Origin of the sequence: uncultured Pseudomonas sp., assembly GCF_913774235.1 — a bacterium.
In the GTDB taxonomy this organism is placed as follows: domain Bacteria; phylum Pseudomonadota; class Gammaproteobacteria; order Pseudomonadales; family Pseudomonadaceae; genus Chryseomonas.
In genome coordinates this window covers 99,834-123,354 of sequence record NZ_CAJYDW010000017.1, presented here as the reverse complement: position 1 = coordinate 123,354, position 23,521 = coordinate 99,834, and the positions used below count along the sequence as shown (strand labels likewise).

Sequence of the window (23,521 nt, the reverse complement as noted above, 5' to 3'; positions counted from 1 at the left end):
CGTCTGCCGAGCGCGGGAAAACGCCAACCGGGACGTCTTCGACCTCTGAGGTGGGCACCCCCGCCGTCAGGCGCGGTCTAGGCCTCTATACCCCCCCCGTGGAACGCCCCATGAGCAAAGACGCGATCGCCCACGAGTACTACGAGGTCCACACCGGCCGCCGCTGGCTGGATGACGTGCGCGAATGGCGCCGGCTGCAGGCGGAGGCCCAGGCGGCGGCCGACCGCTATCTGGCCTGCCCGGAGGATCTCGAAGCGCCAGAACGCCTGCGCCTGGAACAGACGTGGCGCGCCAGCAACGAAGAGGCCGGTGCCTTCTGGCAGCGCATGTGGTCGAATCTGGATCGTCAGTGAATGCCCGCTGGCGACTGCTACGGGGTCAGGCTGAAGGTGCTGGGCGCACCTTGGAAGGCCAGGCCGCTGGCGTTGCCGGCGGGCAACACGAGCGGTACCCGCCGGTTCGCCAGTCGCTAAACGACCGTCAACGCTAGACCAGCCCCTCCGCCTTCAACTCACTCTTGAGATAGGCGTAATAGACCGGCGCCGCCACCAGGCCGGGCAGGCCGAAGGCCGCTTCGAACACCAGCATGGCTACCAGCAGTTCCCAGGAGCGGGCGCTAATCTGGCCGCCGACGATGCGGGCGTTGAGGAAGTATTCCAGCTTGTGGATGGCGATCAGGTAGCCCAGCGCGGCGATGGCCACCCAGATCGACAGCGACAGGCCGGCGATGAAGATCAGGGTGTTGGACATCAGGTTGCCGATCACCGGCAGCAGGCCGAGGATGAAGGTGAGGATCACCAGGGTCTTGGCCAGCGGCAGGTGGACATCGAACAGCGGCAGCACGCCGAGCAGGAAGATGCCGGTCAGGGTGGTGTTGAGCAGCGAGATCTTGATCTGGGCGAAAACGATGTTGCGAAAGGCCTGGGCCACCAGGCCGAGGCGCACCAGCAGGGCGCCGGACAGCGGCCGCAGGCGTTCGGGATCGGGGGTGGGCTGCAGGGCGACGATGGCGCCGAGGATCATGCCGATCAGCACGATGACGAAGGTGCGCGCCGCATCGCGACCGAATAGCTGCAACTGCGCCACATGGGCCCTGATCCACTCCACCAACTCGCGCTTCATGCCGTCGGCGTTGGCCGGCAGGTAGGCGTCCAGCGAAGGCGGCAGCTGGGTGCGGGCGCGCTCGGTGAGCACCATGAACTTGTCCAGCAGCCGGCCGGGGTTCTGCACTTCCTGGATGATGAAGCTGGTGAACCAGACGAAGAACAGCGTCAGCAGGCTCACCACCAGGGCGCCGAGCAGGGCCACCGCGAGCCAGCGTGCGCCGCCCCCGGGCAGATGGCGCTGCAGGCGCCCGGCCAGGGTATTGACCAGTTCGTAGACCAGCAGCCCGGCCAGCAGGCTGGGCAGCAGCTTGAGCGGGAGAACCAGGTAGAGGGCGGTGAAGACGATGATCCAGCTGGCCAAGATGGCCTGGCGTTGCGTGAAGGCGTACATAGATTACCGAACGGCAGAATCCCTGCACTCAGTCTGCCAGTCCGCCGCCTCGCCGCCCAGCCTGGACAGCGAAGAAAGCCACGGGCTCTGTTACCCGGCGTTACCTGTGCCGGTGCCGCTCAGCCGAGCAACTCGGCGGCGCAGACCCGCGCCCGGCCCTGGTGCTTGGCCGCATAGAGCTGCGCATCGGCAGCGGTGATCAGGGCAGCCGGATCGACGGCGGTGGGCGGCAGCGCGGTGGCCACTCCCAGGCTCAGGGTGACGTAGCCGGTCGCCGAGGAGTAGCCGTGGGGCAGGCGCTGGTCGCGCACCTGCTGCAGCAGTCGCTCGGCGACCTGGGTGGCGCCCTCCAGGTCGGTTCCCGGCAGCAGGCAGCCGAATTCCTCGCCGCCGTAGCGCGCCAGCAGGTCGTAGGGGCGGAACAGGCCCTGCCCCAGGGCCTGGGCGACCTGGCGCAGGCACTGGTCACCGGCCAGATGCCCGTAGTGGTCGTTGTAGGCCTTGAAGTGGTCGATGTCCATGAGGATCAACGAGAAGGGCGTGCCTTCGCGCTGGCTCTGCCGCCAGCCGCGCAGCAGCGCCTCGTCGAACTGGCGACGGTTGGCGACACCGGTAAGACCATCGACCAGGGCGATGCTGCGCAGGACGTCGCGTTGCGCTTTGAGAGTGAGCTGGGTGCGCACCCGGGCGCGCACGATGACCGGATTGATCGGCTTGCTGATGAAATCTACCGCGCCCAGTTCCAGACCAGTGACCTCCTCGTCCGGGCCTTCCTGGCCGGTGACGAAGATCACCGGGATGGCGGCGGTGGCCGGGTCGGCCTGCAAGCGGCGCAGTACCTCGTGGCCATCGAGCTGGGGCATCACCACGTCGAGCAGGATCAGGTCCGGCTGCTGCGCCAGGGCGAGTTGCAGGGCCTGGGCGCCGTTGGTGGCCATCAGGGTCTCGCAGTCTTCACGGAAGAGTTCGTGGAGGATGCGGATGTTCAGCGGTTGGTCGTCGACGATCAGCAGCTTGGGCTTGCTGCGCCGCCCGGCGTCCAGAGCGGTCGGCAGGGTCATAGGGCTTCCTTGAGTTGGGGGAGGAGCGCGAGGGCAGCGGCGAAGTCGAGGGACTCGACCTGGGCGCGGAAGAGGTCATAGCGCACCTGGGCTTCGGCACGACACTGGGTGGGTAGCGTAGCGACCAGCTCCAGGGCTTCCAGATTGCCCTGGTCGAGCAGCACCTGGAGTTCCGCCAGGCGCTCGGGCCAGGCGTAGGCGCTCAGGGGCTCGGCGGCGATTTCGGATTCGGCAGGTACCGGCGGCAGGCGCTCGGCCAGGGCCGCGCGCAAGTCGGCGAGGCCGTCGTCGAGCAGGCTTCTCAGGGTCGCCAGCTCCGCCGTGACGTCAGCCGGCAGACCGCCTCCGGCCTTGCCCGCGCGTTCGCCCTCAGCAGCGCGCGCCGCCAGGCGCTGGGCGCCCATGGTGCCGGCACTGCCCTTGAGCGAGTGCAGCACCGCCACTGCCGCCTCGGTCTCGCCGGCCTGCCAGGCGCGCTCCAGGTCAGCGAGCAGGGCGAGGGAATCCTCGGCGAAACGTTCGAGCAAAGAAGCGAACAGGCGGGCATCGCCGCCAAAACGCCGCAATACCACATTGAGCGACTCCACCTGTTGATCATTGGCGACCGGCGCCTCGCTGGGCCGCGTCGTCAATTCCCGACCACTGAGGCGTTGCAGGCGGGCGACCAGCAATTCCAGGTCGATGGGCTTGCCGATGTGGTCGTCCATGCCGGCAGCCAGGCAGGCGTCGCGGTCGCTGTGGGAGGCATTGGCGGTCATCGCCAGGATCGGCAGGGTGCGGAAACGACCATCGGCGCGGATGCGGCGGGTAGCTTCCAGGCCGTCGATGTCGGGCATCTGCATGTCCATGATGACCACATCCAGCGGAGCGCCCTGGAGCACGCGTTCGACGCCTTCCAGGCCGCCTTCCGCCAGTTCCACCTGGGCGCCCTGGGCCAGCAGCAGCTCGGCGGCCACCTGGCGGTTGAGGGCGTTGTCCTCCACCACCAGCAGGCGCAACCCGGCCAGGCGCTGGCTCTCATCGACCACCGCGGCGGCATGCACGCCGGCCGGCACCTCGGCGCCGAGGGCGCGTTCCACTACCTCGACGATCTGCGCTGGCGTCACCGGCTTGGTCAGGTAGTCGTCGAAGGGCGGTTCGGCGCTTTGCTGGGTCTCGGAGAGGAAGTCGCGGCCGAAGCCGGTGAGCATGACCACCTTGGGCCGGCTGTCGGCCTGCCGCTCGCGCAACTGCCGGGCGGTCAGCAGTCCATCACCGTGGGGCATGCGCCAGTCCATGAGCACGGCATCGAAGGGCTCGCCTCGCTCCTGAGCCTGGACCACCCGGGCCAGGGCGGCGTCGCCGCTGGTGACCAGGTCGACCTCCCAGCCGAGGGCCGTGAGGGTCTCCACCAATACCTCGCCGACCAGGGTGTTGTCGTCGGCCAGCAGTACCCGGCGGCGGCGCGGCGCGAGCTGGGCCTGGCCTTGGCTGTCCACCCGCAGGGCGACGTCGAACCAGAAGCGGCTGCCCACCCCCACTTCGCTTTCCACCTGCAGCTGGCCGTCCATCAGTTCCACCAGCCGCTTGCAGATCGCCAGCCCCAGGCCGGTCCCGCCAAAGCGCCGGCTGATGGAGGCCTCGGCCTGGGTGAAGCCCTGGAACAGGTGCTGCTGCTGGGCCGGGCTGATGCCGATGCCGGTGTCCTGCACCGCGAACTCCAGGCGCAGTTGGCCGTTCGTGCAGGATAGTTGGCGCACGCTGACCAGCACCTGGCCCGCCTCGGTGAACTTGAGAGCGTTGCCGGCCAGGTTGATGAGGATCTGCTGCAGGCGCAGGCTGTCGCCGATCAGAGCGGTGGGCAGCCCAGCCTCCAGGTGGTAGTTGATCTCGACGTTCTTCTCGCCACTGTTGCCGGACAGCACCACACCCAGGTTGCGCAGCACCTGCTCCAGGCTGAACGGATGGACGTCCAATTGCAGCTTGCCGGCTTCGATCTTGGAGTAGTCGAGCACGTCGTTGAGCAGCCCCAGCAGCGAGCGCGCCGCCTGCTGGGCCTTGGTCAGGTAGTCGCCCTGGCGGTTATCCAGGGTGGTGCGCTGCAGCAGTTGCAGCATGCCCAACACGGCGTTCATCGGGGTGCGGATCTCGTGACTCATGTTGGCCAGGAAGGAGGACTTCGCCTGGCTAGCCAGGTCGGCGCGGGTGCGCTCCTCGCGCAGGCGGTGTTCCAGTTCCAACTGTTCGGTGATGTCGCGGTTGGTGCCTACCAGACGCAGGACCCGACCGCGGCTGTCGCGCTCGGTATGGGCGCCGGCCTGGATATGCCGGATGGAGCCATCCTGACGCAGGATACGGAATACCGGATCGAATACCGCCTGGCCAGCCATGGCCGCCAGCAGCCGTGTCTCGGCATCGGCGAGGTCGTCGGGATGCACGCAGCGGCGCCAGTCTTCGTACACCAGACCGCGTTGGACCTGCTCCGGAGACCACTCGTAGAGTTCGGCCATGTGCTCGTTGCTCTGCACCTCGTTGGTCTCGGGCCGCCAGCACCAGATACCCAACTGGGCCACTTCGGCGGCCATGGCCAACTGATCGCGGGTCTGCAACAGCGCCTCGCGCTGGCGAGACTGCTCGGTGATGTCGGCGATGATGGCCACCGCCAACCGTTGGCCGTCCACCCAGGTAATACCGAGACTCAGGGTGATGGGAAACTCACTGCCATCGCCGCGCCGGGCCAGGGTTTCGTGACCGAGGGAGTCGACCGCCCGTGCCTCACCGCTGTCATCCTCGGTGAACAGCGCTTCGTAGCCGCTCAGGTAGGACGGGATCAGCCGGCGGATGTCCTGCCCGACCACCTGATCGGCGGCGCAACCGAATACCCGCTCACCCGCCGGATTGAAGGAGCGTACCCGCCCGCCGTCATCCACCGTCAGCACTGGGTTGACCGCGGTGTCGAGGATCGCCCGGGTCAGCGCCAGGCTCGCCTCCAGTTCATGTTCGGCGGCCTTGCGCTCGGTGACGTCCGAGGCGATGCCCAGGTAGCCGCTGATCTGCCCGGACTCGTCGCGCATGGTGGTCACCACCAGGCTGACGTCCCGGTGCTCGCCATCGCGGCGGACATAGGTCCACTCGCGGGCCTCGGCGCCGGCTCGCTCCGAACGCTCCACCAGCACCCGAAAGCCATTGATCTCCTGGCCGTACTGGGCGCTCAGCGCCTGCCCCTGAGCGGCCAGCTCCTCGGGCAGGTGGAAGTCACTGGCGTGCCAGCTACCCACCACCTCGGCGGCGCGATAACCGAGCAGGCGCTCGGCGCCTTCGTTGAACAGGGTGATACGACCGTCGCGGTCGGTGGCGATGATGCCCACCTCGGACGCGGCGCGCAGGACGTCGCCGAGCAACCGATTGGTCTGGCTGAGTTCGGCGGTACGCTGGGCCACCTGCTCTTCGAGCCGGACATTGAGCGCCAGGATCTCCGCCTGGGCGGCCTTCTGCAGCGAGATGTCGCGCACCGTCTTGGAGGCACCGACCACACGACCGTCGGGGCCGCGCATGGGCGAGACGCTGACCAGCACGTCGATGAGGTGACCGTCGCGGTGCTGGCGGCGGGTCTCGAAGTGCGGCACCGGTTCACCCCGGCCGATGCGTTCGAGCACCGACCATTCCTCGTGTTCCAGTTCGGTGGGCACCACCAGATCGAGCAGGCGCCGCCCCACGGCTTCGCTGGCGGAATAGCCGAACAGTTGCTCCGCCGCGTGGTTCCAGCTCAGCACCACGCCCTTGAGATCCTTGCTGATGATGCCGTCGGAAGAGCTTTCCACCACCGCGGTGAGGTTGGCCTGGTCCTGCTGATACTGGCGGCGCCGCTGGCGAGTGGTCATCACGGCGAAGGTCAGGCCGGCGGCCAGCAGGCTGAACAGTTTGCCGAACAGATGCACCCAGGGCACCGAGACCAGGTTCTGCGCCGCGACGAAGGTCGGGGTGGCGGTGAATGCCAGCTGCCATTGCCGGCCATAGACGTCCTGCAACAGCCGGCGCTCGGACAGCTCCTGGACGCCCTCCTCGTCCTCGCCCTGCCGATAGAACAGGCGTGGGGCATCGGGGACGGTCACGTCGCTCAGGCGAATGATCAGTCCTGGAATGTTCAACCGCAGACTGCCGAACATTGCGTCGATGCTCAGGGGCACGTAGGCCCACCCCAGGGTAGCCGCCTCCCGGGCGCGCGGATCGACCGGAGGCAACCCCTCGGCATAGATCGGTAGCATCATCAAGAAACCGGGCTCGGGCGGCTTGGACGCCTGCAACTGCAGTGGACCGGTCAGATGGATATCGCCGTGCTGCATGGACAGCACGGCGGCCTCGCGGCGGACGGGCTCGGACGCCGCGTCCAGGCCAATGGCCTTGAGATTGCGCGCAGCTGGTTCCAGGTACTGGACGACATAGCGATCGCCGTCATGGGGGGCGAAGGCCCGAATGGTGAAGTTGGGCCAGCCATCGGCGCTGGCCTCGCGTAGAAACCGGGCCTCGTCGGCCTGGGGCACCCGGCGGATGAAGCCGACGCCCCGCGCGCCGCGAAATTCCTGGCCCAGGTCATGGACCCGGCCGTAGTTGCCGAGCAACTCGCGCGACAGGTTGCCACCGGCGACCACCACCAGGTCACGCATGCCGATCAGGCTGTACTCGTAGATGCGCAGCCGATCCAGTACCTGGTCGCGGACGTCCTCGGCCGCGCTGTCCAGGGCGCTGCGCAACTGCTGATCATTGCGCGCCGCCAGATGCCGCATGGCCACGCTGGTCAGCAGGACGCCACAGAGAAAGACGCCGAGACTCCAGCGTACGCGAGAGGAGGAGAACAACCGCTTGAGCATGGACATTGCCCTGTTGAAGATCCACTTCGCGTGGATCGAACGAACGAGGGCCAGGGCATGGGAAAAACTGGAAAGCCACGGCCCATTCAGAGCTGACGTGACTTGTGGGAAGCGAATCGCCACTGGCCAATTGATGACCCCATCGGCAGTGTGGTCAAACTTCTTGATACCGTGGAGCGTTTCGCTGGACCGTGCGAAAGCGAAAAAAGCGGCCAAACCCTGGACGTTGAGCCGCTGGAAACCCCTCAACTCATATGACTATTTCAGACGAACGGCGAGGGGATCGCCGTTCGCTCGAGTCCTAGAACCAGACCTCCATCTGGGTCCCGACCTGCCAGACACCACCCGACTTGAAGCCCGGCTGCCCCAGGTCGTCGGAGCTGCTGAAGTTGTCGAGTCCCGAGCTCCAGTTCATGTAGGAGGCGAACACCCGCAGTTCGGGGCGCAGGAAGTAGTCACCGGTCTGCGCCTTGAAGGTAGGAGCGATGGTGGCCTTCCAGAAGTTGCCATCGGCTATGCCACGGTTGGCATAGCCGCGCGCGTCGATATCCATGTTCTGGAAGGTCAGCTCGTACTGCATTTCGAAGTTGCGGGTGATGTCGTTGGAAAATCTCAGGTTGGTGGTCACGTAGCGATAGTGGTCGCCCGGCATGTAGCGGTTGGTACCACGCTCGGCGATCACGGCCGGCGCCACCCGCCAGAACGGACTCAGGCGGGTATGGCCATAGAACGCCAGCCGCAGCGACTGGGCGTTGTCCAGCAGGTCGCCGTCGCCACCCACCTGGGTGAGTTCCGCACCGAGGCCGCGACCATAGAGCAGCGAGGCCTTGAACAATCCTTCCCGGCCGAAGAAATCGTTCTGCGAATAGGTGAAGTTGGTGTGCAGACCCTTGTCGCCCGGCGTCTGCCCGCCGAGGTTGACGCGATGGTCGTTGCCGCCGGCGCCCGGCTGGGCCAGGCGGCCGTCGTTCTGCCCGGAGGTGATGCCGCTGGTCATCACCTGCCAGCGGCCATCGTCGAAGAACTGGTTCAGGGTGCCGATATAGCTCCGCGCATCCTTGCCGTTCTCCAGGCCGAAATCGCCATAGGAGCGGGTCATCAGCGAGCCGTTCAGGCGCCAGTAGTCGGTCGGCTTGACGTCGTAGATGCCGGCACCGGTACCCGCCAGGAAGACGATGTCGCGGTCCAGCCAGTGCACGTCGAAGTTGTCGCGGTCGAAGCGCTTGCCGGCCCAGAGCGTGGAGTCACGAAAGGTAGGCGAGGACTTGAAGGACGCCAGGCTGCTCAGCTCGGCATAGGCCTGGCGAACGTTCAGGTTGCTTTCCTGGGCGGTCCAGACGTTGGGCGTCTGCACCCCGTCGGCCAGCATCAGGAAGTACTTCCAGCGCGTGCCGTTCTCCACCTGTTGCTGCTGGGAGAACTTGGCCTCCATGTAGGTATCGGGCTCGTTGCCCAGGCGTCCGATATGGCCGCCGATGGAGCCGGCCGGCGTCACCCCCGGACCGCCCCGGCCTGCCTTGTCACCATTGGCCAGGAAGCCGGAACGGGCATAGGCGCCGAACTTGAAGCCGCTATCGGTGGGCGCGACGGGTGCCGGCGCGACACCGACCGTGCGCTGCTGCGCTTCGATCCGCGCCACACGTTCGTCCAGCGACAACTGATCGGTAGTGGTCGCCGCGCTGCCCGCGGGAGTCGCAGCGTTGCTGGCGGTCGTGGCGGTGGTAGCGGTTTTGCCCGGTTTCGCCGGCTTGGCCTGCTCTTCCTGACGCAACCGGATCACCTCGGCCTCGGCCTTGGCGGCCCGGCTTTCCGCAGCGACGACCCGGGATTCCAGCTGCGCCATCCGCTCTTCCAACGTGAGGCCGTTGGGTGCAGCCAGGGCGAGCGGCGAGAGCAACAGCAGGGACGCGGCCGCCCCTCTTCCAGAGAATTGAGCCTTCATGAGTCACCTTTGTTTTTCTTGTCTGTGGTCTTGGTTGAGCGGCGTTCCAAACCCCAACTTTCCGAACGCCACCGCTTGACAAACCGCCGACGAGGCCTATCAATGCGCATCAGTGTTAACGTTACCAAATGAAAAAACAAGGCTCCCACGAAAAAATTCCAACCGCACCAAAGCGGGCTCGACACGTCTATTGCAGGCTTTCCGGCGTAGCGCTCGGGAGGTCGAGAGCCGCGGGGTGACCCTTTGCCGAAGGTCACGACGGATGCCACCGCATAGCCGGCACCCGTCGAGCGTTTTTTCTCGTGCTTCCTCCTCAATGTTCTGCAACGAGACTCGATTTCATGCTCTCTTCCGCACTGCTCAGGGCTCGCGAAGCCATTCAGGAACGACTTGGCAGCCGTCGCGACAGCCTACGCCCGGCCTATCACCTGGCTCCCCCGGTCGGCTGGATGAACGACCCCAACGGCCTGGTGTTCTTCCGCGGCGAATACCACGTCTTCTACCAGTACCACCCCTACTCGACAGCCTGGGGCCCCATGCACTGGGGACATGCCAAGAGCGCCGACCTGGTTCACTGGGAGCACCTGCCGGTGGCCCTGGCACCCGATATCGACGCCGATCGCGATGGCTGCTTTTCCGGTTCGGCGGTGGTCTGGGACGACACCCTCTACCTGCTCTACACGGGCCATCGCTGGCTGGGCGAGCCGGGCCGCGAGGATCAGGGACTGCATCAGGTACAGTGCCTGGCCAGCAGCCGGGACGGCCTGGTGTTCAGCAAGCACGGCGCGGTGATCGAACCGCCGACACCCGAGATGCAGCACTTCCGCGACCCCAAGGTCTGGCGCCGTGCCGACGCCTGGTGGCTGGCCCTGGGTGCCCGCGTAGGCGACGACCCGCACCTGCTGCTCTATCGCTCCACCGATCTGCACCGCTGGGAGTACCTGGGCAGCGCCCTGAGCGGTACCCGCGACCGGGACGGCTACATGTGGGAGTGCCCGGACCTCTTCCCGCTGGGCGACCAGGACGTCTTCCTGTGCTCGCCGCAGGGCTTGCAGCCCCAGGGCTATGCCTATCGCAATCTCTACCAGAACAGCTATCGCCTGGGTCGGCTGACCGACGCCGCTCGCTTCGAGCCGCGTACCGACTTCAGCGAACTCGACCACGGCCACGATTTCTACGCCGCCCAGACCCTGGAAGCGCCGGACGGCCGCCGCCTGCTCTGGGCCTGGCTGGACATGTGGGAAAGCCCCATGCCGAGCCAGGCCGACGGCTGGTGCGGCATGCTTTCGCTGCCGCGGGAGCTCAGCCTGGCAGGCGAGCGCCTGCGGCAGCGACCGGCACGCGAGCTCGAGGCACTGCGGGAAACCGAACATGCCCTCGCCGCTCCCCTCCTGAACAGCGCGCGGCAACTGCTGCCGCTGCGCGGCGAGCGCCTGGAGCTGCAGCTCGACGTGGACCTCGCCGGCAGCGATGCCGAACGCTTCGGCCTGGCCCTGCGGGTCGACCCGAATGGTCGCGAGGAAACGCTGCTCTACGTCGACGCCCAGGCCCGGCGCCTGGTGCTGGATCGCGAGCGGGCCGGTCGCGGCGTGGCCGGCGTGCGTAGCCTGGCGCTGGCCCCGGGCCAGACCCACCTGAGCCTGAGGCTCTACCTGGACCGTTCGTCGCTGGAAGTCTTCGTCGATGACGGCCTGCACACCCTCAGCAGCCGCCTCTACCCAGGGCCGGACAGCCAGGGGCTGGCGCTCTTCGCCAGCAACGGCAGCGCCCGCTTCACGCGACTGCGCGCCTGGACCCTGCGCGATCTGGGACTCTGACCCGCTGCCGATTTGGCATACTGGTCCCCTTGACGAGGCGAGCGGGAGGGGCGGGATGCCGTCGGTGAAGGATGTGGCTCGACTGGCTGGCGTCTCGGCCATGACGGTTTCGCGCGCGCTGAACAATCCGGAGAAGCTCGGGGCCGAGACCCTGACCCGCATCCAGTCGGCGATCCAGACGCTCGGCTACGTGCCGGATCTGGCCGCCCGCCGGATCCGCGGCGGGCGCTCCAGCGGCAAGACCATCGGGGTCTTCGCGCTGGGTACCGCTACCACCCCCTTCGCCGTGGATCTGCTGCTAGGGCTGGAGCGCACGGCCCGCGAGCACGGCTGGAACCTGTTCATTCTCAACCTGCTGGAAGACCGGCCCAGCGCTGCCGAGATCGAGCTGATGCTGGCGCATCGTCCCGACGGCATCGTGTTCAGCTCCATGCACCTGCGTGCCGTGGCGGTTCCGCCTGGCCTGGGTGAGCGTCCCGTGGTGCTGAGCAACTGCTACGCCGAAGCGGCGGACGTGGACTGCTACGTGCCGAACGATGCCGAGGGACAGTACCAGGCGGTACGCACCGCCCTGGCACGCGGCTATCGGCGTCCCCTGGCCATCAACCTGCCACGCCACAGCCCGGCCTGGCCGCTGCGCCAGACCGGCCTGCTCCGGGCCTGCCGCGAAGCCGCATTGGCCGACGCCCTCGGCCAGTACGACCTGAGCGCCGACGACGCCTACGATGAAACCCGCGACGAGCTGGAGCGGCGCTTCGCCACGCCGGCCAGCGCGCCGGACGTGCTGATCTGCGGCAACGACCGTATCGCCCTGGTGGCCTATCAGTGGCTGCTGGCCCGGGGGCTGCGCATCCCGCAAGACGTGGCCGTGCTCGGCTACGACAACATGGTCGGCGTCGCCGAACTCTTCCACCCCCCACTGACCACCGTGCAGTTGCCCCACTTCGAGCTCGGCCGCCAGGCGGCGCTGCACCTGATCGAGGACCGCCCCAGCCACCAGGCGCGCCATGAACTGGCCTGCCCGCTCGTGGATCGCGCCTCGCTCTAGACCGGTTGATCCCGTCGCGCGGGCACCACGGGCCCCGTGGAAGAACCCGGGATCAGTGGCACGTCCCAGATTTCCACCAGCTCCGCCGCCGGTACGCCCCGCGCCCGCTCGATGGCCATGTGCGCGATGCGGCGCCCCGCGAGCCGGATCGAGGAGCGCAGGACGGTGAGCCCTGGCGCGGCGATCTCCGCCGGCAAGGCGGCGACGCCGTCGTCATGGGCGAGCAGCGAGATGTCACCGGGAATCGACAGCCCGGCCTCGGCAATGGCGCGCGCCGCGCCTATGGCCTGCAGCACCGAGGAACAGATGAAGGCGGTGGGCGGCGCGGCCAGCGCCAGCATGTCCCGGGCGGCTTCGTAGCCCCGCGAATAGGTCTGCTGACCGGCGGCCATCAGCGCCGGATCGGCAGCGAGGCCAGCGGCGGCGAGTTCGTTCAGATAGCCGGCGCGCCGGTCACGGCCATAGGCCAGGTGTTCCTCGCCGTTGAGCAGCGCAATCCGCCGATGCCCGAAGCCGAGCAGGTGCGCGGTGCCCTTGGCGAAGGCGCCGAGGCTATCGACGCTGAGCGAGGCGACGTTCTGGCCGAAGACCGGCAGGCCGTGGGCGACCACCGGAAAGGCGATCTCGGCCAGATCGGCGGTTTCCGGATCGTCGAACACCGGCGACAGCAGCACCAGGGCATCCACCGCGCCGGAACCTATGACGCGCTCGCAGACGACCCGCTCCTGCCCCTTGAGGGTAGGCAGCAGGTGGATGGCCAGGCCGCATTCGGCGGCCGTCTCGCTGATGCCCGTCAAGAGGTCGGTGACGATGGGATTTTCCAGCATGTTGTCGTGGATCGACAGCAGGATGCCCAGGGCGTCGGCACGTCCGGTCGCCAGGCGGAGCGCGGTCGGATTCGGCTGGTAGTTGAGGCGCTGCGCGGCCTCCAGCACCCGCTGGCGCGTCTTGGCCCCCACCTCGGGGTAGCCGTTCAAGGCCCGACTCACGGTGGTCGGCGAGAGCCCCAGATGGGCAGCGAGGTCCTTCAGGCTATTGATCATGTTGTTGTCGGCACCTGGCGGAAAGAGTGACTTCGCTCCAAGAAGAGCTCGTCGGGAAGCGGCCGGATGATACGGCGATTGACACGTCCCGCAAAGTCGCGCAGTCTCCATCCAGCGCTTTCAAAGCGCTTTGAATAGGGTTTTCATCGATTTTACCGGGTGCTTTGGCGCGCTCTGCGCGTTTCGACGCCGTTCGCAGTGCCTCGCCGAGGTTCGACGCGCGCCGCCAGCGCCGGTGAAGACAACAACAACAACAATGAAAGGCCGGGTATCCGCTCGTCCTGCTCCCGCTCCGCTCTCGAGGAGGGCAACAGCAGGGACGCCGGGTATCCGCCAGGAGATGAACAGCATGTTTAAGCGACTGGCAGGAGTGCTCGTCACAGGAGTTCTGCTGGGCGGCGCCGCCCACGCCGAGGAGTTGTCCATCGTCGCCGGCTCGATCGGCAAGGACATCGAGGAATTGCGCCTGCAGCTCGATGCCTTCGAGAAGACCAGCGGACACAAGGTGCGAATCGTCACCATGCCGTCCTCGGCTACCGATCAGTTCGGTCAGTACCGCCTCTGGTTGTCGGCCGGCAACAAGGACATCGACGTCTACCGCACCGACGTGGTCTGGGCGCCGCAGCTCGCCGCCAGCTTCGTCGACCTGACCGACGCCATGAAGGACGTGGTCGGCGCACACTCCCCTTCGGTGATCGCCTCCCAGACCGTGGATGGCAAACTGGTCGCCATGCCGATGTTCTCCGATGCCCCGGCGCTCTACTACCGCAAGGACCTGCTGGAAAAGTACGGCAAGCCCGTACCCTCCACCTGGAGCGAACTCGCCGCCACCGCCAAGGACATCCAGGACGCCGAACGGGCGGCCGGGCATACCCAGCTCAATGGCCTGGTGTTCCAGGGTGCGGCCTACGAAGGCACCACCTGCGTGGGCCTGGAGTGGATCGCCTCCAATGGCGGCGGCGAGATCGTCTCGCCCAAAGGCGAAATCACCGTCAACAATCCCAAGGCCGCCGCAGCCCTCAATGCCGCCCGCAGCTGGGTCGGCACCATAGCTCCCAAGGGCGTGCTCGGCTATCAGGAAGAGGACGCTCGCGGCGTCTGGCAGACCGGCAACGCCGTGTTCATGCGCAACTGGCCCTACGCCTATCCGCTGGGTAACGGTGCCGACTCGCCCATCAAGGGCAAGTTCGAGGTCGCGCCCCTGCCGGCCGGCGCCGGTGGCAAATCGGCGGCCTGCCTGGGCGGCTGGAACCTGGCCGTCTCCAAGTATTCGGCGCACCAGCAGGCGGCCATCGAACTGGTCCGCTACCTGGTCTCGGTCGAGGCCCAGAAGCAACGAGCCCTGCTCAACGCCCGCCTGCCGTCGATCACCGCGCTGTACCAGGATCCGGACATCGTCGCCCAGCAGCCGCTGGTGGCCCGCTGGAAAGAGGTCTTCGAGAACGCCACGCCGCGTCCCTCGGCGCCGACCAAGACGCGCTACAACGAGGTCTCGCAGCAGTTCTGGACCACGGTCAACCGCACCCTGGCCGGCCAGGGCGATGCGGCCGCCAACCTCGATGCCCTGGACAAGCAGTTGCGCCGCCTGAAACGCAACGACTGGTAAAGGCCTGCACGAGCGTCCGGGTCTCGCGACGAGTCCCGGACGCGCCCCCGTAGTGGCCGATCCCGGCCACGCCAAGCTTCGCGGATACACCCGATCATGACCCACTTCGAATCCGGTCCCACGCTGCCCGCTGCGGTCGCCCCCGAGGCCTCAGCCTCGCGTTCCACGCTATCGCGCCAACGGCGCCGCGCGGCGCTGCTGTTCATCACCCCGATGCTGATGGTGCTCGCCGGGGTGGCTGCCTGGCCCCTGCTGAAGACGATCTACTTCTCCTTCACCGACGCCCGCCTGGGCGATCTGCCCGGCGCCGCCTTCGTCGGCCTGCGCAACTATTACGAGTGGGTGGATTATGGCAACGGAGAGGGCGAGGCCTTCGGCGTCCTGGTGGACCCGGTCTGGTGGCATGCGGTGTGGAACACGGTGCGCTACACGCTGATCTCGGTGAGCCTGGAGACCTTCTTCGGTCTGATCGTCGCCCTGGTACTCAACGCCCGCTTTCCCGGTCGCGCCCTGGTCCGCGCCGCGGTGCTGATTCCCTGGGCCATTCCCACCATCGTCTCGGCCAAACTCTGGGCCTGGATGATGAACGACCAGTTCGGCATCCTGAACGACCTGCTGGTCAATCTCGGTCTGCTGGCGGCGCCCATCGCCTGGACCGCGTCACCGGATACCGCCATGACCGCGGTGATCATCGTCGACGTCTGGAAGACCACACCCTTCATGGCGCTGCTGATCCTCGCCGGCCTGCAACTGGTGCCGAGTGACGTCTACGAAGCCGCCCGCATCGATGGCGTGCACCCGGTCAAGGTGTTCTTCCGCGTGACCCTGCCGTTGATCCGCCCGGCGATCCTGGTGGCGGTGATCTTCCGAGCCCTGGATGCCCTGCGCGTCTTCGACCTGATCTACGTGCTGACGCCGAACAACCCCGAGACCAAGACCATGAGCGTCTACGCCCAGGAAAATCTCTTCCAGTTCGACAACTTCGCCCAAGGCTCGGCGGCCTCCACCCTGCTGTTCCTGGTGGTCGCGCTGATCACCCTGATCTATCTCAAGATGGCTCGACTCGACCTGGGAGCAAGCAAATGAACGCCCGCACCCTCAAGGCCCTCACCGCCCGCACCGGCTTCTACCTGCTGGTGGTGGCCATCGTGGTCTTCTCGGTCTTTCCCTTCTACTACGCGATCCTGACCAGCCTGAAGACCGGCACCGACCTGTTCCGCGTCGACTACCTGCCGCGGGCGGTGAACTTCGCCAACTACGCCAGCATCCTGGCCACCGATACCTTCCTGCACAACCTGCTCAACTCGGTGATCGTGGCGGTCGCGGTGGTGGCGCTCTCGCTGCTGCTGGCCATCACCGCCGCCTATGCCTTGGCGCGGGTGCCCTTCCGCGGACGCGGCCTGCTGCTGGTCACCATCCTCGGCGTCTCCATGTTCCCGCAGATCGCCGTGCTCGCCGGGCTGTTCGAGATGGTCCGCGCCCTGGGCCTCTACAACAGCCTGCTGTCGCTGATCCTGGCCTACATGATCTTCACCCTGCCCTTCACGGTCTGGGTGCTGACCACCTTCATGCGCGAATTGCCGGTCGAGATCGAGGAAGCGGCCATCGTCGACGGCGCCTCGCCCCTCACCATCGTCACCCGCATCTTCATGCCGCTGATGTGGCCGGCGCTGGTCACTACCGGCCTGCTCGCCTTCATCGCCGCCTGGAACGAATTCCTCTTCGCCCTGACCTTCGTCGCCAACAACGATACCCGGACCGTGCCGGTGGCCATCGCCCTGCTCTCCGGCGCCTCGGAAATGGAAACGCCCTGGGGCACCATCATGGCCGCCTCGGTGGTGGTCACGCTGCCGCTGATCGTCCTGGTGCTGATCTTCCAGCGCAAGATCGTCGCCGGTCTCACCGCCGGCGGCGTCAAGGGATAACCTGCCATGACCAAGACTCAACCTCAGACCCTCGACCGCGACTGGTGGCGTGGTGCGGTGATCTACCAGATCTATCCGCGTTCCTTCCAGGACAGCAACGGCGATGGCATCGGCGATCTCGCCGGCATCACCAGGCGCCTGCCCTATGTGGCCGAGCTCGGGGTCGATGCCATCTGGATCTCGCCCTTCATGCGCTCGCCCATGGCCGACTTCGGTTATGACGTCTCCGACTATCGCGACGTCGACACCCAGTTCGGTACCCTGGCCGACTTCGACGACCTGGTCGCGCGGGCCCACGAGCTGGGCCTCAAGGTGATGATCGACCTGGTGCTCTCGCACACCTCCAGCCGCCATCCCTGGTTCGCCGAGAGTCGTCGGGATCGCCACAATGCACGGGCCGACTGGTACGTCTGGGCCGACGCCAAGGCGGATGGCTCGCCGCCCAACAACTGGCTGTCGAACTTCGGCGGCTCGGCCTGGGAATGGGATGCCGGCCGCGGCCAGTACTACCTGCACAATTTCCTCATCGAGCAGCCCGACCTCAACTTCCACAACGCAGAGGTGGTGCAGGCGGTGCTGGACGTGGTGCGCTTCTGGCTCGACCGGGGCGTCGACGGCTTCCGTCTGGATACCGTGAACTTCTATTTCCATGACGCCGAGTTGCGCGACAACCCGCCGCTACCGCCGGAGCTCCGGAACGAGCGCGTGGCCCCGCGCGATCGCCCCTATAACTGGCAGGAGCACCGCTACGACAAGAACCGCCCGGAAAACCTCGAGTTCCTGCGGCGCTTCCGTGCCCTGCTCGACGAGTATCCGGCGGCTACCGCCGTGGGCGAGGTGGGTGAGCTGATCCACGGCACCAGGCTGATGGCCGAGTACACCAGCGGCGATGATCGGCTGCACATGAGCTATGCCTTCGACTTCCTCAACACCGCCCTGCCGACCGTGGACGACATCCGTCCGGTGATCGAGCAATTCGAAAGCGCCGCGCCCACTGGCTGGGCCTGCTGGGCCTTCTCCAACCATGATGTGGTGCGTCATGCCACCCGGTGGGCCAAGGACCGACCGGACGGTGCGGCCATCCTGCGCCTGGCCGCAGCGATCCTGCTCACCCTGCGCGGTTCGGTATGCCTGTACCAGGGCGAAGAGCTGGGCCAGACCGAGGCGGAGATCGCCTTCGCCGACATCGTCGATCCCTGGGGCAAGCGCTACTGGCCGGCTATCAAGGGCCGCGACGGCTGCCGCACACCCATGGTCTGGAGCGCCGTGCTGCCCCACGGCGGCTTCACCGCGGCCGGCGTCAGGCCCTGGTTGCCGGTACCCAGCAAGCACCTGGCCTTGGCCGTGGAGCGGCAGGTACTCCGCGACGACTCCCTGCTCACCTGCTATCGCACCCTGATCGCCCTGCGCCGGGCGCTGCCGGCCCTGACCAAGGGCTCGATCCAGTTCCTCGACCTGCATCCGCAACTGCTCGCCTTCGAACGACAGCTGGGCGAACAGCGGCTGCTGGTGGCGTTCAACCTGGCCGGCGGCCAGCCACTGGAGGTGGAGGTGGTGGCGCCCCTCGCCGAGCGGCTGCTGGAGGACATTACCCCGCGGGTGCTGGGTGGTCGCTGCGCTGGTCAGCGCCTGCTGCTGCCCCCCCATTCCGGCCTGATCGTCCGCCTCGCGGGCGCTGCCGATCACCGCTAACCGACGAGGACTCCCGGATGACCACGCTTACCCTCAAGGGGATCAAGAAACGCTACGGCAGCGTCGAGATCCTGCATCACGTCGACCTCGACATCCGCGCGGGCGAATTCATCGTCTTCGTCGGCCCGTCCGGCTGCGGCAAGTCGACCCTGCTGCGGGTCATCGCCGGCCTGGAGGACATCACCGCGGGCACCCTCGCCATCGACGGCGAGGTGGTCAACGAGCGCACCCCCAAGGAGCGCGGGATCGCCATGGTGTTCCAGTCCTATGCGCTCTATCCGCATATGACCGTTTACCAGAACATGGCCTTCGGCCTGACCCTCGACAAGGGCACGCCCAAGTCCGAGATCGATACCCGTGTGCGGCGGGCGGCCGAGGCGCTGCAGCTCACGCCCTACCTGGAACGGCTGCCCAAGGCACTGTCCGGCGGCCAGCGCCAGCGCGTGGCCATCGGCCGGGCCATCACCCGCGATCCCAAGGTGTTCCTGTTCGACGAACCCCTGTCCAACCTCGATGCCGCGCTGCGGGTGCAGACCCGCATCGAGATCGCCCGGCTGCACGAGCAGATGCCCGCCACCACCATGATCTATGTGACCCACGACCAGGTGGAGGCCATGACCCTGGCCGACCGCATCGTGGTGCTCAACGGCGGTCGCGTCGAGCAGGTCGGCTCCCCCCTGGAACTCTACGACGATCCGGACAACCTCTTCGTCGCCCGCTTCCTCGGCTCGCCGGCCATGAACATCATCGCCGCCAACGTCCGCGACGGACGCCTGGACCTGCAGGGCGCCGAGGGCGATCAGCCGTTGCCCGCGCCGGCAGGGCTGCGGGGCGTCGTCCACCTGGGGGTACGCCCGGAGCACCTGCAGCTGGTCCCGGCCGGCCAGGGCATCCTGTCCGGCAGCGTGACCCTTACCGAGCAACTCGGCGAACTGACGCTGGTGTACGTGGACCTCGGCAACGGCGGCGAGCCGCTGGTGGCCAAGGTGGCCGGCAAGGCCGAGCTGCACCAGGGGCAACAGGTGCACCTGGCCAGCGCCGTCGAACACCTGCGCTACTTCGATGCGCAGGGCCAGGCGGTACGCCAGCCAAGGCACAGCTCGGTCGCCTGAGCGCGGCGACGCCGGGCTAGATGCGGAAGCCACCCACCAGGCGCTGCAGGCGACCGGCTTCGGCTTCCAGGGCGGTACAGGCCGCCAGGGTCGCCTGGAGGTTGTCCACGCCCTGCTGGTTCAGCAGGTTGATCTCGCTGATGTCCATGTTCAGCGTCTCCACCACCGAGGTCTGTTCCTCGGTCGCGGTGGCGACGGACTGGTTCTGACCATCGATCTCGCCGATGCGCTCGGTCACGCTGCCCAGCCGCTCGCCGGCGCTCTTGGCCACCTGCATGCTGTGGGCGCTCTGCCGCTGGCTTTCCTGCATCAGGGCCACGGCATCGCGGGAGCCGCTCTGCAGCTCCTCGATCATCTGCTGGATCTGTTGCGCCGAACTCTGGGTGCGGCTGGCCAGGGAGCGCACCTCGTCGGCCACCACGGCGAAGCCACGGCCAGCCTCGCCGGCACGGGCCGCTTCGATGGCGGCATTGAGCGCCAGCAGGTTGGTCTGCTCGGAAATGCCGCGGATCACTTCGAGAATCTGGCCGATATTGGCCGCCTTGCCGTTGAGCGCTTCGATGTGTTCGCAACTGGCGCCGATCTTAGTCGACAAGGTCTGCATGGCGAGGAGCGCCTCGTCGAGTACCTCGCGGCCTTCCTCGCCCTGGGCGCGCGCCTCGCTGGCCTCGCCCGAGGCATGGGCGGCATTGCGGGCGATCTCCTGGGCAGCGGCGCCCAATTCGTTGATCGCCGCCGCCACGCTGGTGGTGCGCTGAGCCTGCAGATCCGATTGCTGCATGGAAGATTGCGAAGACTCCAGCACCCGCCGGGTACTCTGGTTCAGCTCACCGGTGGTCTGGGCCACGTCGCGGATCGAATCGTGGATCCGCGCCACGAACTTGTTGAAGGCCTCGGCCAGGGCGCCGAATTCGTCGCGGGCCTGCACGGGCAGGCGACGAGTCAGATCGCCCTCGCCTTCGGCGATGTCGGCCATGGCGCGGGTCAGGTCGTGCAGCGGACGCAGCAGGACGCGGATCAGCAGCCCCAGCAGCAGGATGATGGCGATCACCGCTACGACCGTGGCGACGATGGCCAGGTTGCGCGCCTGGGTCACCGGGGCATAGGCCTTGGCCTGGTCGATGGACAGGCCGAGGTACCACTTCACCGAGGGCAGGCCGTTGACCGGAGTGAAGCTCACCAGGCGCTCGCTGCCATTCTGGGCGACGGCCTGCAGGCCGGCTTGCAGGGACGGGGTCTGCTCCGGGAAGACGTCCTTGAGCGTCTTGAGCACCTGTTCGGGATGGCTGCTGACCAGCACCTTGCCGTCACCGTCGACGAGGAAGGCTTCGCCCAGCCCACCGACGTTGAGCGAGGTGATGATCTCCACCAGGGCCGAGAGGTTGAGGTCGCCGGCCACCACGCCGGCCAGTTGGCCGTCGCGCAGCAGCGGGGTGGCGATGGTCACGCCCAGCTGGCCGGAGGAGGCGAAGATATAGGGCGGGGTCAGCACCGTGGTGCCGGCGGCGGTGGCGGCCGCGTACCAGGGCCGCTTGCGCGGATCGTAGCCGGCCGGCAGGTTGCGCAGCGGCCGGGTGGTATAGGTGCCGTCGACCTCGCCCAGGTAGGTGGAGTCGAAGTTGCCGGTGTAGACCTTCTGCTCCAGCAGACCGACCAGCCCTGCGGGCGAGCGGTCCCGCGCCAGGGTCTGGGCCTCACCCTCGATGAGCTTGACGCGGGCATCCAGCCAGTAGGCGATGTTGCCGGCGGTCACCTTGCCGGTTTCGCTCAGGGTCGCGCTCAGGCTCTGATCGATGGCCTGGCGTTGCAGGTACGCGTTGAATCCCGCGAAGGCGGCCAGTGCCAGGGTCACCACCAGGGCGGCGGCGAGCAGGATCTTATGACTGAATTTCAGGTGTCGCTTCATACGGGGTCTGCGTCCTTCGCAAGGCGACCATGCCGGAATCGGGGCATGGTCCATCGCCATGCTTATCGGAAATAAGTATGACTACTTGAGCCAAACGGCGGATCTTTCGCACGCCATCTTTAGATGCGGAAGCCACCCACCAACCGCTGCAGGCGACCGGCCTCGGCTTCCAGGGCGGAACAGGCCGCCAGGGTCGACTGGAGGTTATCGACGCTCTGCTGGTTCAGCAGGTTGATCTCGCTGATGTCCATGTTCAGGGTCTCCACCACCGAGGTCTGTTCCTCGGTCGCAGTAGCGACGGACTGGTTCTGGCCATCGATCTCGCCGATGCGCTCGGTCACGCTGCCCAGTCGCTCGCCGGCGCTCTTGGCCACCTGCATGCTGTGGGCGCTCTGCCGCTGGCTTTCCTGCATCAGGGCCACGGCGTCGCGGGAGCCGCTCTGCAGCTCCTCGATCATCTGCTGAATCTGCTGCGCCGAACTCTGGGTGCGGCTGGCCAGGGAGCGTACCTCGTCGGCCACCACGGCGAAGCCGCGGCCGGCTTCGCCGGCACGGGCCGCTTCGATTGCGGCATTGAGCGCCAGCAGGTTGGTCTGCTCGGAGATACCGCGGATGACTTCGAGGATCTGGCCGATGTTGGCCGCCTTGCCGTTGAGCGCTTCGATGTGTTCGCAACTGGTGCCGATCTTCGTCGACAAGGTCTGCATGGCGAGGAGCGCCTCGTCGAGCACCTCGCGGCCCTCCTCGCCCTGGGTGCGCGCCTCGCTGGCCTCGCCCGAGGCATGGGCGGCATTGCGGGCGATCTCCTGGGCGGCGGCGCCCAGCTCGTTGATCGCCGCCGCCACGCTGGTGGTGCGCTGAGCCTGGACATCCGACTGGCGCATGGACGAATGGGAAGCCTCCAGCACGTGCCGGGTGCTCTGGTTCAATTCACCGGTGGTCTGGGCGACGTCGCGGATCGAGGTATGGATCCGCGCCACGAACTTGTTGAAGGCCTCGGCCAGGGCGCCGAATTCGTCGCGGGATTGCACCGGCAGCCGGCGGGTCAGGTCGCCCTCGCCTTCGGCGATGTCGGCCATGGCGCGGGTCAGGTCGTGCAGCGGACGCAGCAGGACGCGGATCAGCAGGCCCAGCAGCAGGATGATGGCGATCACCGCTACGACCGTGGCGACGATGGCCAGGTTGCGCGCCTGGGTCACCGGGGCATAGGCCTTGGCCTGGTCGATGGACAGCGCCAGGTACCACTTGACCGAAGGCAGACCCGCGACCGGGGTGAAGCTCACCAGGCGCTCGCTGCCGTTCTGCACGACGCTATGGAAGCCAGGGGTCAGGGTCGGGGTCTGATCCGGGAACACGTCCTTGAGCGACTTCAGCACCTGCTCGGCATGGCTGCTGACCAGGATCTTGCCATCGGCATCGACCAGGAAGGCCTCGCCCAGGCCGCCAGCGTCCAGCGAGGTGATCATCTTCATCAGGCTGTCCATCACCAGGTCGCCGGCCACCACGCCGACCAGCTTGCCGTTCTGCAACACCGGCGCGGCGATGGTGATGCAGAGAAAGTTCTGCGGCGGGGCGGTGAGATAGGGCTCGGTGAGGATGGGGCCACCGGCACTGACCGCGGCCTTGTACCAGTCACGCTGGCGGGCGTCGTAGCCGGCTTCCATGGGCGTATGGGGGCGGTCGGTAAAGGTGCCGTCGACCTCACCCAGGTAGGTGGAGTCGAAGTTGCTGGTGTAGAGCTTCTGCTCCAGCAGGCCGACCACATTGGCCGGGCTGCTGTCGCGGGACAGCGCCTGGGCCTGGCTGTCGATGAGCTTGATGCGGGCGTCGAGCCAGTAGGCGATGTTGCCGGCGGTGGTCCGGCCGATCTCGCTCAGCGAGGCCTCCAGGCTCTGGGTGATGGCCTGGCGCTGCAGGTAGGCATTGAAGCTGGCGAAGCCGGCCAGGGCCAGGGTCACGACCAGGGCGGCCGCCAGCAGGATCTTGTGGCTGAATTGGAGAGAGCGTTTCATGGGTACCACGCAG

15 protein-coding genes are annotated in these 23,521 nt (G+C 67.1%); 8 read left to right on the top strand and 7 right to left on the bottom strand.

What is annotated here, in order from left to right:
- The first annotated feature begins 110 nt into the window (after window positions 1-110).
- Window positions 111-353 (top strand): hypothetical protein, encoded by a 243-nt coding sequence (locus QZ471_RS17580; protein WP_295466156.1) that lies wholly within the window; start codon window positions 111-113, stop codon window positions 351-353.
- A gap of 133 nt (window positions 354-486) precedes the next feature.
- Here QZ471_RS17580 and QZ471_RS17575 read toward each other — a convergent pair whose 3' ends face one another.
- The 4 genes from QZ471_RS17575 to QZ471_RS17560 form a co-directional block, all read right to left on the bottom strand.
- Complete coding sequence (locus tag QZ471_RS17575) at window positions 487-1,497, bottom strand: AI-2E family transporter (protein WP_295466154.1); 1,011 nt, start codon at window positions 1,495-1,497, stop codon at window positions 487-489.
- A 119-nt stretch (window positions 1,498-1,616) separates the two neighbouring features.
- Window positions 1,617-2,558, bottom strand: a complete 942-nt coding sequence (locus QZ471_RS17570; protein ID WP_295466152.1) for a diguanylate cyclase — start codon at window positions 2,556-2,558, stop codon at window positions 1,617-1,619.
- On the bottom strand, window positions 2,555-7,405 hold the full coding sequence (locus QZ471_RS17565; protein WP_295466150.1) for a PAS domain S-box protein: 4,851 nt from the start codon (window positions 7,403-7,405) through the stop codon (window positions 2,555-2,557). Before QZ471_RS17565 ends, QZ471_RS17570 begins: the two co-directional genes overlap by 4 nt.
- Window positions 7,406-7,706: 301 nt before the next feature.
- Window positions 7,707-9,347: a carbohydrate porin gene (locus QZ471_RS17560; RefSeq protein WP_295466148.1), complete on the bottom strand. Its 1,641-nt coding sequence runs from the start codon at window positions 9,345-9,347 to the stop codon at window positions 7,707-7,709.
- Between the two features lie 341 nt (window positions 9,348-9,688).
- On the opposite strand from QZ471_RS17560, the gene QZ471_RS17555 reads away from it, so the two are divergent.
- Together QZ471_RS17555 and QZ471_RS17550 are read left to right on the top strand one after the other, a co-directional pair.
- Window positions 9,689-11,164, top strand: coding sequence for a sucrose-6-phosphate hydrolase (locus QZ471_RS17555; protein WP_295466146.1), 1,476 nt, complete (start codon window positions 9,689-9,691; stop codon window positions 11,162-11,164).
- A 55-nt stretch (window positions 11,165-11,219) separates the two neighbouring features.
- A complete protein-coding gene (locus QZ471_RS17550) occupies window positions 11,220-12,212 on the top strand; it encodes a LacI family DNA-binding transcriptional regulator (RefSeq protein WP_295466144.1) in 993 nt (330 codons plus the stop codon).
- Here the strand turns inward: QZ471_RS17550 and QZ471_RS17545 are convergent.
- A complete protein-coding gene (locus tag QZ471_RS17545; RefSeq protein ID WP_295466142.1) occupies window positions 12,209-13,255 on the bottom strand; it encodes a substrate-binding domain-containing protein in 1,047 nt (348 codons plus the stop codon). The genes QZ471_RS17550 and QZ471_RS17545 overlap by 4 nt on opposite strands.
- 349 nt (window positions 13,256-13,604) lie before the next feature.
- Between QZ471_RS17545 and QZ471_RS17540 the strand changes: the two genes are divergently transcribed.
- From QZ471_RS17540 to ugpC, 5 genes are all read left to right on the top strand, one after another.
- On the top strand, window positions 13,605-14,861 hold the full coding sequence (locus tag QZ471_RS17540; RefSeq protein WP_295466140.1) for an ABC transporter substrate-binding protein: 1,257 nt from the start codon (window positions 13,605-13,607) through the stop codon (window positions 14,859-14,861).
- Window positions 14,862-15,074: 213 nt separating this feature from the next.
- Complete coding sequence (locus QZ471_RS17535; protein WP_295466763.1) at window positions 15,075-15,947, top strand: sugar ABC transporter permease; 873 nt, start codon at window positions 15,075-15,077, stop codon at window positions 15,945-15,947.
- Complete coding sequence (locus QZ471_RS17530; protein ID WP_295466139.1) at window positions 15,944-16,786, top strand: carbohydrate ABC transporter permease; 843 nt, start codon at window positions 15,944-15,946, stop codon at window positions 16,784-16,786. The genes QZ471_RS17535 and QZ471_RS17530 overlap by 4 nt, the downstream gene beginning before the upstream one ends.
- Before the next feature lie 6 nt (window positions 16,787-16,792).
- Window positions 16,793-18,478, top strand: coding sequence for an alpha-glucosidase family protein (locus QZ471_RS17525; protein WP_295466137.1), 1,686 nt, complete (start codon window positions 16,793-16,795; stop codon window positions 18,476-18,478).
- A gap of 17 nt (window positions 18,479-18,495) precedes the next feature.
- Entirely contained in the window at window positions 18,496-19,590 is a 1,095-nt protein-coding gene (gene ugpC, locus QZ471_RS17520) for a sn-glycerol-3-phosphate ABC transporter ATP-binding protein UgpC (protein WP_295466135.1), read from the top strand.
- Window positions 19,591-19,606: 16 nt separating this feature from the next.
- Here the strand turns inward: ugpC and QZ471_RS17515 are convergent, their stop codons facing one another.
- Window positions 19,607-21,496, bottom strand: a complete 1,890-nt coding sequence (locus QZ471_RS17515) for a methyl-accepting chemotaxis protein (protein ID WP_295466133.1) — start codon at window positions 21,494-21,496, stop codon at window positions 19,607-19,609.
- A gap of 119 nt (window positions 21,497-21,615) precedes the next feature.
- A complete protein-coding gene (locus QZ471_RS17510) occupies window positions 21,616-23,508 on the bottom strand; it encodes a methyl-accepting chemotaxis protein (RefSeq protein WP_295466131.1) in 1,893 nt (630 codons plus the stop codon).
- Window positions 23,509-23,521 lie beyond the last annotated feature (13 nt).